The organism is Brucella pituitosa, from assembly GCF_003049685.1.
Lineage (GTDB): Bacteria > Pseudomonadota > Alphaproteobacteria > Rhizobiales > Rhizobiaceae > Brucella > Brucella pituitosa.
On the sequence record NZ_PYSY02000001.1, the window covers coordinates 235,029 to 245,557 of the forward strand.

The following is a 10,529-nucleotide window of genomic DNA, read 5'->3' on the forward strand; positions in this document are numbered from 1 at the left end:
AGGTCATCGGGAAAAAACGAGACCTCACCAAAGGAGAAAAAAATGAATCTGAAACTGCTTTCCAGCGTGGCTTTTGCCGCAACACTCGGCTTCGCCGGTGCCGCTTATGCAGATATCACGATTGGCGTTGTCGCGCCGCTTACCGGTCCGGTTGCTGCCTATGGCGATCAGGTCAAGAAGGGCGCGGAAACCGCTGTTGAAGTCATCAATGCGAAGGGCGGCATCAAGGGCGAAAAAATCGTTCTGAAGTTCGCTGACGACGCCGGTGAACCAAAGCAGGGCGTTTCGGCTGCCAACCAGATCGTCGGTGACGGCATCAAGTTCGTTGTTGGTCCGGTTACGACCGGTGTGGCAATTCCTGTTTCCGACGTTTTCTCGGAAAACGGCGTTCTGATGGTTACGCCAACTGCGACCGGTCCGGATCTGACCGCACGCGGTCTGGAAAACGTGTTCCGCACCTGCGGTCGCGATGACCAGCAGGCTGACGTCATGGCCGACTACTTCCTGAAGAACTTCAAAGACAAGAAGGTCGCGATCGTCCACGATAAGGGCGCTTACGGCAAGGGTCTGGCTGATTCCTTCAAGGCTGCAATCAATAAGGGTGGCATCACCGAAGTTCAGTATGATTCGGTTACGCCAGGCGACAAGGATTTCAGCGCGCTCGTTTCCAAGCTGAAAGCCGCTGGCACCGAAATCGTCTACTTCGGTGGCTATCATGGTGAAGGCGGTCTCCTGTCCCGTCAGCTGCACGATGCAGGCCTCAAGGCGCTCATCCTCGGCGGTGAAGGCTTGTCCAACACCGAATATTGGGCCATCGGCGGCACCAATGCTGAAGGCACACTCTTCACCAACGCTGTTGATGCGACGAAGAACCCGGCTTCCAAGGAAGCTGTCGATGCGCTGACAGCCAAGAACATTCCGGTCGAAGCATTCACCATGAATGCTTATGCCGCTGTTCAGGTTCTCGCGAGCGGTATCGAACGCGCTGGTACGACTGACGATTCTGCAGCAGTCGCGAAGACCCTTCGTGATGGCCAGCCAATCGAAACGGTTATCGGCAAGCTGACCTACGGCGAAACGGGCGATCTGTCTTCGCCAAGCTTCGATGTTTTCAAGTGGTCGGATGGCAAGATCGTCGGCCTCGACTGATCTCGATCAGAAACCACAGAAAACGCCGGGGTTTGTCCCCGGCGTTTTTGTTTGTGCATGCATTGAGTTTTTCTGTCTTCGTCAGGAGCCGGTAAAGCCAAGTTCTGCTTCGATAGCTTCGAAGCTTTGTTCCATTGCATAAGTCGGACTGAATGGAATTCCGAAATGACCGTAGGCAATTGACATCTGGCCTTCGGCCTTGCGCTCGCTGCCTTTGGCAACGGCGGCGACATAGAGCGCTGCTGCCAGCCCCGTTCGGTCAGACCCCGCTTTGCAATGAAGAAGGATCGGCTTTTCAGCATTTTGCATGAGCGCGACGAGTTCGCGGGTTCGCTCTGCCGTTAATTGTCGGCTGGACGACATTGCGTAGTTAGTGTGCTGGATGCCGAGCGCTTTGGAAGCTGCGACCTCATCATCATACCATTTTGCGCCAGGTTCGGCGCCGCGCAGATTGATGATCGTCTTGATGCCATAGAGCGCTTTCAGCTGGCCGATGCGCGATGGACTTGGCTGATTGGAGCGATAGGCCTGCCCCGCGATGATCGTGTGGACGTTGCCTTTATATTGAATTGTAACAAGATATCCGCCCAGGAAACCTGCTCCGATAAGGATCAGGAGGCCGGGCAAGCGCATGCGGTTTAAAGACCATGATGCATGTTTTTTGAAGAAGTTCATGTTTTTCATTTAAAAGCACATGGTTAAATGAAGGGAAAAATTGTTTTTTGCTTGGATTGCGCAATCTATGTAGTAAGATTGAGGCGTAATATTGTTGTTTTATGAATATATTTTGAATTTATAGAATAGGGGGATTTTAGATTTGGTGTCGCTAATCAAAATGAAAATGGACCAACAAATGGGGGATTTTGCCCGCCATGGTTATCAAAAGGTAAGCTTCGGTTAACCATACTGGTTTAATCTGTCTGTATCAAAATGGGGCAATTAGCGGAGCAGGTTTTATGCAGCGCTATAGATTTGACGACAAAAGAGTTCTGACCGAGGCAATCGTTGAGCTTCTCAACAGAGGTGTGGAGCCTGACGAGCTTGACCTCGTGCTAAGTCGGATTGGTCCAGTTGATCTGGACTTGATGCGGCAGTGCCTGATCGAGGTTTGGGAATATAACCATCAGGAACCGACGCACGAGCCAATGGCTGCTTGATCGGGTACTGTCTTATTCAAGCGTATCCCGACAAGTGTGAAACGGTTTCGGAAAATATGCGCGTGAAAACAAAAAATGGGGCACTGATCTCATTCATTGAGAGCGAAACCTGCTCCAAGGTACAGTAATCGGTCGAAGGCTGAGCGGCCAGCCCGTTTGTTTTCGGCTCCGAGTAGAGCTTGGGCAACCGGACGGATTGTCTGAGATTGTCATAATCCTGAAACGGAGGGGTGCTAAATCTCTCCACGTATCGGGAATTCATTCGGTAATGTGACCACGGATGTACTGGCGCACCCAGAATGGAAGCGGAAGGTCGGGTTCAGCCCGGCCTTTTTCGTTTTTGAAGGTCCTTGATGGGGCCGTGAGCCAATTGGCCGTTTCAGAAAAAGTGATGCGATTTTCACGCGAAACTGCCTTCGCGTCCATGGTCTTTGATTTCGTGCATATCTTTCTGAAATCGTTTCGCAGTTTCCATGATGCATCATAATGTGGCGCGACATTTCATAGGGAGGTAATGAAAATGATACGACACATCGTTCTTATTCGGTTCAGATCTGATATCGGGTCCGATGATATCGCGGACGTGCTTAATCAGGTTGTTGCACTGCGGGAGAGGATTGATGGCATTGTTGCCGTCAGCGCAGGTGACAATATCAGCCCGGAAGCACTGGAGAAGGGATTCCGGCACGGGTTTGTTGTCGATTTTGCCGATGCTGCGGCGCGCGACGCTTATCTTCCTCACCCTGATCACGTGGTTGTCGGAACAAGGCTTGTTGAACTTGCTGAGAATGGCATCGAAGGCATTCTTGTGTTCGACTATAATTTTTAAAGCAGAAGCCCTCCAACGCCCATTTTCCCAAGATCATTTGCCGTGAGATTCAGACCGGCCATCAGGCGATTCAGAATCCAGTCGAGGCTGTTCTCACGAGCACTGCGCGCTGATCCGGGAGCGACAACAATATATTTTGTGCAGCACTTTGCCAGAACAAGAAGATTGCCCGGGTCAACCGGCATGCCGATGCGTAAAATCTCCCCGCCAGACGCCACGATGGAGCGCGGAACAATATCGGCTTCGTCCGCGATTGAAGAGGCGCTGACAATCAGGACCACATCACAGGACTGTACAAGTTCATCGATTGCTTTTGCTATTGCGTCTTGTTCATGAGCAACGCGACGTTCCTCTATGACTGAGCCTTGATTGCGCTCCACGCGCTTGGTGATCAGGTTGGTGGTTTTGTCGAGCACACTGTCGCGTATGGTGGGTAATTGGGATTGTATGATCCCAATCTTCGTCGCCTTGAATGATCTGACGTCAAGGGCGTCCTGTCCGTCTTGTAAGGTGTGGAGGCTCTCAATTAATGTTGCAGGGACGGCAAAGGGAACGATTTTAACCGTCGCCACCATCTGCCCGGCTTTAACACGGCAGTCATTGCGCAAGGTCGCGACCGAGATGCGTGAATCGAGCAGGTTGATCCTGTCTATGGCTGTTGCATCTGCATGGAACAGGCCGTCATGACGGGCGAAGAGATTTATACGACCGGTAACCGGTTTGCCCGGCTCTATATTGTCTGCAATCAGCAGCGTTCCGATAGCAAGAGCCGCTTCATCTTCGCCAATGTCATCGTTCTCAAGGCGAGCGGCGAAAACATGCGTGATGCCTTGCTGTCCCAATATCTCAATATGATCGCGTGTGAGCAGAGTGCCTTTCCGGAAGCTGTGGGCGCCTGCGGTAATTGCATAAGCAAGCATTGTCCCTTCAGTTTCTTCAATCGGCCAGTTACCAAAAATCATAAGCGTTCCGTGAGATCGTATTCCTGCAAATGTAACCTATAGCATCAAAACGCGAACTGGAATCGATCTGAGCGCATCCCGAAAAGTGTGAAACGGTTTTCGGAAAAGACACGCGTTTAAATAAAACATTAGAGCGCCGATCTGATTCAATCAGATTGAGATGCGCTCCAGAGTCCAATGCGAAGCGAAATGCATAGAGTTATTTGCATCACTATGTTATAGGCAATGTTGAAGCTGTTGCATGTTGATCTTGTTAATCTGCGTAAATTTGAATAACTTCTATTAGTATTATTTAATCTTCATGAATTCTATAGATATGATTTTCGAGTAGGGTTTAATCACTTTCAGTTTAACATTGAATATCGTCTTGAAATTTCAGAGATGAACTTGTAGGGAGCCACCGACGGGAATTGGTTTTATCCAATTTGATTCCGGGTGGGGCGATTATGACTCACATTGCGTATGCAGCCGCGACATTTCGATCCAATACATTTTTGGTCTGACGCGTGACAAACGGAATTATTCGTTATAACGGTACTTTTGAAATTTTCAGAACTTACCGAAATCTAGGAAATGACGAATGCACCAGAGCAAAAGCTCTGCGCGCAGGATGGAAAGACAAATGAAACACGGCACCCCCCGGACGATCGTTTCGTTCGCCGTCTTGGCCCTCACGGCGTTTCTCGCCGGCTGCGAGAACCAGGTCCTGCTCTCTCCGAAGGGAGAGGTCGGTGTGGCAGAACGCGATCTCATGTTTTTCGCGACTGGATTGATGCTCCTCGTCGTGCTGCCGGTCATCTTTATGACCCTGTACTTCGCCTGGAAGTATCGCTCCACCAACGACAAGGCAGAGTACAAGCCTGACTGGCATCACTCTACCAAGATTGAAGCTGCGGTCTGGCTCATTCCGTGCGCCATCATTGTGGTTCTCGGCACAGTGACATGGATCAGCACGCATAAGCTCGATCCTTATCGTCCGCTGGAATCCGATGTGAAGCCGATCAATGTCGAAGTTGTTGCGCTCGATTGGAAGTGGCTGTTCATCTACCCGGATCTGGGTGTTGCATCGGTCAATGAAATGGCAATGCCGGTCGGTACGCCAGTCAATTTCAAGCTGACCTCCAGCAACATCATGAACTCCTTCTTCATTCCGCAACTCGGTAGCCAGGTCTATTCCATGCCAAGCATGCAGACCAAGCTGCACCTGATTGCTGATCATGAAGGTGTGTTTGACGGTATTTCCGCTAATTATAGCGGTCAGGGCTTTGCCCAGATGCGCTTCAAAGCGCACTCGCTGGATCAGGCGGGCTTTGACAAGTGGATTGCTGATGCCAAGGCTTCGGGTCAGGAACTGTCGCGTGAGCGTTATGCTTCGCTGGTTCAGCCGAGTGAAAAGGCTCCGGTTCAGTACTTTGCCTATAATGACAAGGCGCTGTTTCATAACATCGTGAACCGTTGCTGGGACGGCAAGTCCGTCTGCCTCGATGATCAGATGCATCAGGCCCAGATGGCTCAGGCAGCGCGCGCAAATCTGCGCAAGTCATCGCCTGTCGATTTCAGCCTGTGGGCAAATGACATCATTTGCGCCATCCAGCCGCAGCGTCTTTCGCAGCTTGAAAACTGATTTGCCGATGCAGCTTAGTCCCGATGTTCTATCCGGGGCTAAGCTGCTGATCGCACTCCAATCGAAGTAAGAATAGAAATGTTCGGAAAACTTACGCTCGAAGCGATCCCCTATCACGAGCCTATCATCATGGTCACATTGACCGCGATAGCTGGTGGGGCGCTCGCTATTCTCGCAGCCATTACCTACTATAAAAAATGGGGCGTTCTTTGGAACGACTGGCTGACCTCTGTCGATCATAAGCGCATCGGCATTATGTACATCATCCTGGCTTTCGTGATGCTGTTTCGCGGCTTCTCGGACGCTGTCATGATGCGCGCCCAGCAGGCTTTGGCCTCGGGCGCCAATGAAGGCTTTCTGCCACCGCACCATTACGATCAGATCTTCACCGCTCACGGCGTGATCATGATCTTCTTTGTGGCAATGCCGTTCATCGTTGGTCTGATGAACTTCGCCGTGCCGCTTCAGATTGGTGCACGCGACGTTGCATTCCCGTACCTCAACTCGCTGAGCTTCTGGCTGACGGTTGCCGGTGCGATCCTGATCAATCTTTCGCTCGGTATCGGTGAGTTCGCCAAGACCGGCTGGTTGGCTTACCCGCCGCTTTCCGGCAAGGAGTTCAGTCCGGATGTCGGGGTGGATTATTATATCTGGGCCCTCCAGATTTCCGGTATGGGTACGCTGCTTTCGGGCGTGAACCTGATCACCACCATCATCAAGATGCGTGCGCCTGGCATGGGCATGATGCAGGTTCCGGTCTTCACCTGGACCGCACTCTGCTCGAACGTCCTGATCGTGGCTGCGTTCCCGATCCTGACCGTGACGCTCGCTCTGCTGTCTCTTGATCGTTATCTGGATTTCCACTTCTTCACCAATGATGGTGGCGGCAATCCGATGATGTACGTCAACCTCATCTGGATCTGGGGACACCCGGAAGTCTATATTCTGGTTCTGCCTTGCTTCGGTGTTTTCTCCGAAATCATTGCGACCTTTTCGGGCAAGCGTCTGTTTGGCTATGCGTCGATGGTGTATGCGACCGTTGCCATTACCATTCTGTCGTTCCTTGTCTGGGTGCACCACTTCTTCACCATGGGTGGCGGTGCAAGCGTAAACGCCTTCTTCGGCGTTGCGACCATGATCATCTCGATCCCGACGGGTGCAAAAGTCTTCAACTGGCTCTTCACCATGTATAAGGGGCGCGTCCGCATGGAAACGCCGGTCATGTGGACCATCGGCTTCATGTGTACCTTCGTTGTTGGTGGTATGACGGGCGTTCTGCTTGCTGTTCCGCCTGCAGATTTCGTGCTGCACAATTCCGTATTCCTGATCGCCCACTTCCATAATGTGATCATCTCGGGCGTTCTGTTCGGCTGCTTTGCCGGTCTCATCTACTGGTGGCCAAAGGCTTTTGGCTTCAAGCTGCATGAAGGTCTTGGCAAGAAGGCGTTCTGGTGCTGGCTCGTTGGCTTCATCATGGCCTTCATGCCGCTCTACGTGCTCGGCCTGATGGGGATGACCCGCCGTCTGAACCACACCGAAAATCCAGCATGGCATATCTACCTGATCATTGCTGCTGTTGGCGTTGCAATCATCCTGCTTGGTATCGTCTTCCAGGTTCTCCAGATCATGATCTCTATTCGCGATCGTGAAAAACTGCGTGTCGTTGATGGCGACTCCTGGGGTACTGGACGCACGCTCGAGTGGTCAATTTCGTCGCCTCCGCCATTCTACAACTTCGCTGAAGTTCCGCATGTGCGTGACCACGACAGCTGGTGGGATATGAAGCAGAACGGTTATGTTCGTCGTACCGAAAAGTTCGCGCGCATTCATATGCCGAAGAACACCGGAACGGGCTTCATCATTGGCATCCTGTGCATTCCATTCGGTTTTGCAATGGTGTGGCATATCTGGTGGCTGGCAATTGCATCGTTTATCGCGGTCTTCGCCGTTGCTATCGCCCACTCCTTCAACAATGACAGAGACTTCTATGTCTCGGCCGATGAAGTACAGCGCGTCGAAGACGCACATACCCGGCAACTGAATGCTCAGGAGGCCTGATCCATGAGCGCGACTGTTATGACTACCGGCCCTTTCAAGGGCGGAAACGAGCATCCCGCTCACGAAGATCATCATGATGCAGGGTCGACCACGCTGGTCGGCTTCTGGATCTACCTGATGAGCGACTGCGTTCTCTTCTCGGGATTGTTTGCAACCTATGCCGTTCTGGCGCATCAGTTCGCGGGCGGTCCAACCGGCCGTGAACTCTTCGACCTGCAGTTCGTGCTGACCGAAACCATGATCCTGCTGGCCTCCTCGCTGACCTATGGTCTGGCGACGCTTTCAATGTTCAGGAATAACCGTGCAGGCGTTCTGTTCTGGTTGGGTGTTACCTTCCTGCTCGGCGCAGCGTTTCTGGTCATGGAAATCTATGAATTCCATCACCTGATCGTTGAAGGTGCGGGTCCGGATCGTTCGGCATTCCTTTCGGCGTTCTTTGCGCTGGTCGGAACGCACGGTCTCCACATTACTTCGGGTCTCGTCTGGATTCTGGTGCTTTCTGCCCAGCTTCTGCGCGACGGTCTGACTGAAAAGAACCGGACGCGCGTGATGTGCTTGAGCCTCTTCTGGCACTTCCTGGACATCATCTGGATTGGCGTCTTTACCCTTGTCTATTTGCTGGGTGTACTGTGATGAGCTCTGGACACGAAACACACGATCAAGCCGCACATGGCAGCCTGAAGTCCTACCTGATTGGTCTGACTCTGGCGATCATTCTCACCATCGTTCCGTTCATGCTGGCGATGAACGGTTACTTTACGCCAGCAACGACTGCAGCAATCGTTATCGGTATGGCTGCTGTTCAGATCGTGGTGCATCTGGTTTACTTCCTGCATCTTGATCCGAAGTCGGAAAATGGCTGGAACATCTTGGCACTCATCTTCACGGTCATCATTCTTGCGATCGTGCTTGCTGGCTCCATCTGGGTCATGCATCACCTCGATACCAATATGATGCCGATGTATATGTCGCCTGAAGATGCGCGTAATCTGCCATAAGTGAATTTCAAGAGGCCGACTTTGGTCGGCCTTTTGATGTCAGATACCAGGCCTGACGGCCCGGTTCCGCGGCTTTTTTCCTCCCTCTCCCCCTTAAAAGCCGCGTGGCGCCCCGGTTCCCTCCGGGGCGCTTTCATTTTGAAGCGCATCCCAAAAAGTGTGAAACGGTTTTTGGATAAGATGCGCGTTAGCGAACAATTTCAGCGCATCCCAAAAAGTGTGAAACGGTTTTTGGGTAGGAGAGACGTCTGAACCACCTCGCTCCTGCATTGCATACAATTTCAATGCTCAGGTTTCGCCAGATCTTCCAGCATCGATAAGATGCTCTGTTCCAGAGCGGCTCAGTTAAATCAGGATCACTGGAACCGCTCTAAGTATTTGTTTCGTCACATTATCCCACGCAAAACCGCTTCGCACTTTTGCTGTAAAAGCTCCAGACAGGGCGTTTCGTATCGATGCGACGCATGTTGGAGCTGCATCGCAGGTTACCGAACTGACGAAAGAACTGCGTCAGCAAAGCGCGGACGCATAGAGCTTGAATATTCAGGATTTTCTATCGGCAGACGACGGCTGGCTTTTGCGAGCACACAAAACTCTGTCCAAAATACCTGAAGAGCGACGCAATCCAAGACGGAGGTTCAAAAAGTAAATAATTGTAAAATTTTAATCAAATGTTTGTAATTTTGACGTGAATGACGTGGCTTATTAAGTATAGATTAATGTAATATAAGTCATGAATTTACCATTATTGGTTGCGTTATTTGCATATTTGGAATTATTGTTGTAGTATCGGCCGTGATTGATAATTAATGTTTCTATATTTGCTCTGTGTTTTGGAGAATTTGCGATGTTTTTATTTAAGAATGTGCTTGTAAAAAGACGTGTCGTTGGTATGGCAATTGTAGCTGCTACGCTTTTCACTCCTGCAATTGCTTCCGCTGCTACCGCATATGTATCCGCTTCGGTCAATGTTCGCTCCGGGCCCGGTGCAAATTACGGACGGCTTGCAACTCTTCCAGCAGGTATAACGGTCAATGCCGGTTCCTGCCGCAATGGCTGGTGCCAGATTTATAACGGCAACAGCGTTGGTTTCGTCTCTGCACGTTATGTCCGCTTTGGTTCGTATAATGGTGCTTATGCTGCGCCCTCCAACACCACCGTTATCGTCAGCAATGACGGTTATGACAATGGTTGGGCTCCCGGCTTTGGACTTGGTCTCGGTTTAGGCTGGGCATCGGGCGGTGGCTATTGGGGGCCAGGCTGGGGCGGTCCAGGTTGGCGTGGTGGCCCGAATTATGTCAACGGCTGTATCGGCCGCAACTGTCAGTCTAATCGTGGCGGTGGGCGCAATGGCTGGAACCCACGTTGGGGGCATGGTCCGCAATGGGGTGACAGAGGATGGCCGAACGGAGGACGTGGAAACTGGGCACCTGGCCGGGGCGTGGGACCACGTTTCACATCTGGTCCGGACCACTTCGGCGGATTTAACCGCCCGGCATTTGGTGGCCGCGGCTTCGGTGGCGGTTTTGGCGGCGGGGGCATGCATTTTGGAAACATGCGGCCGATGCACGCCGGACGTTAGGAATATCACCTAAATTACTAGATATCAGGTCGTTATCCTCCCCTCCTGATGACCTGATCCGCGGCTCGCTGGATTCCCCTCCCTCCAGCGGGCCGTAATCATTTTGCTATCTGAATGTTCCCAATATTAACTGTCTCAATATTAACGCTCCCCATTAACTGTCCATTGAC

Annotated in this window: 10 protein-coding genes; 8 read left to right on the top strand and 2 right to left on the bottom strand. The window is 51.7% G+C overall.

From position 1 onward, the window contains the following. Positions 1-42 precede the first annotated feature (42 nt). The gene (locus C9380_RS01125) at positions 43-1,149 is read left to right on the top strand and encodes an ABC transporter substrate-binding protein (RefSeq protein ID WP_100558332.1); all 1,107 of its coding nucleotides are present in this window, start codon (positions 43-45) and stop codon (positions 1,147-1,149) included. Positions 1,150-1,230: 81 nt separating this feature from the next. Here the strand turns inward: C9380_RS01125 and C9380_RS01130 are convergent, their stop codons facing one another. Continuing rightward, a complete protein-coding gene (locus C9380_RS01130) occupies positions 1,231-1,824 on the bottom strand; it encodes a tyrosine-protein phosphatase (RefSeq protein ID WP_128092823.1) in 594 nt (197 codons plus the stop codon). Positions 1,825-2,105: 281 nt separating this feature from the next. On the opposite strand from C9380_RS01130, the gene C9380_RS01135 reads away from it, so the two are divergent. Both C9380_RS01135 and C9380_RS01140 read left to right on the top strand, forming a co-directional pair. Next, positions 2,106-2,306 (top strand): hypothetical protein, encoded by a 201-nt coding sequence (locus C9380_RS01135; RefSeq protein ID WP_024898280.1) that lies wholly within the window; start codon positions 2,106-2,108, stop codon positions 2,304-2,306. 520 nt (positions 2,307-2,826) lie between these two features. Further along, entirely contained in the window at positions 2,827-3,135 is a 309-nt protein-coding gene (locus tag C9380_RS01140) for a Dabb family protein (RefSeq protein ID WP_100558329.1), read from the top strand. On the opposite strand, the gene C9380_RS01145 is transcribed toward C9380_RS01140, so the two are convergent. Continuing rightward, positions 3,132-4,097, bottom strand: a complete 966-nt coding sequence (locus C9380_RS01145; RefSeq protein WP_128092824.1) for a molybdopterin-binding protein — start codon at positions 4,095-4,097, stop codon at positions 3,132-3,134. The genes C9380_RS01140 and C9380_RS01145 overlap by 4 nt on opposite strands. A 622-nt stretch (positions 4,098-4,719) precedes the next feature. On the opposite strand from C9380_RS01145, the gene cyoA reads away from it, so the two are divergent. The 5 genes from cyoA to C9380_RS01170 all read left to right on the top strand — a co-directional run bounded on the left by cyoA (position 4,720) and on the right by C9380_RS01170 (position 10,359). Then, positions 4,720-5,721 (top strand): ubiquinol oxidase subunit II, encoded by a 1,002-nt coding sequence (gene cyoA, locus C9380_RS01150; protein WP_024898276.1) that lies wholly within the window; start codon positions 4,720-4,722, stop codon positions 5,719-5,721. 78 nt (positions 5,722-5,799) lie between these two features. Then, complete coding sequence (cyoB, locus tag C9380_RS01155) at positions 5,800-7,779, top strand: cytochrome o ubiquinol oxidase subunit I (RefSeq protein ID WP_024898275.1); 1,980 nt, start codon at positions 5,800-5,802, stop codon at positions 7,777-7,779. A 3-nt stretch (positions 7,780-7,782) separates the two neighbouring features. Continuing rightward, entirely contained in the window at positions 7,783-8,412 is a 630-nt protein-coding gene (gene cyoC, locus C9380_RS01160) for a cytochrome o ubiquinol oxidase subunit III (protein WP_024898274.1), read from the top strand. After that, positions 8,412-8,777 carry a cytochrome o ubiquinol oxidase subunit IV gene (gene cyoD, locus C9380_RS01165; protein WP_024898273.1) on the top strand — a complete coding sequence of 122 codons (366 nt, stop codon included), beginning with the start codon at positions 8,412-8,414 and terminating at the stop codon, positions 8,775-8,777. Before cyoC ends, cyoD begins: the two co-directional genes overlap by 1 nt. 847 nt (positions 8,778-9,624) lie before the next feature. Further along, entirely contained in the window at positions 9,625-10,359 is a 735-nt protein-coding gene (locus tag C9380_RS01170) for an SH3 domain-containing protein (RefSeq protein WP_128092825.1), read from the top strand. Positions 10,360-10,529 lie beyond the last annotated feature (170 nt).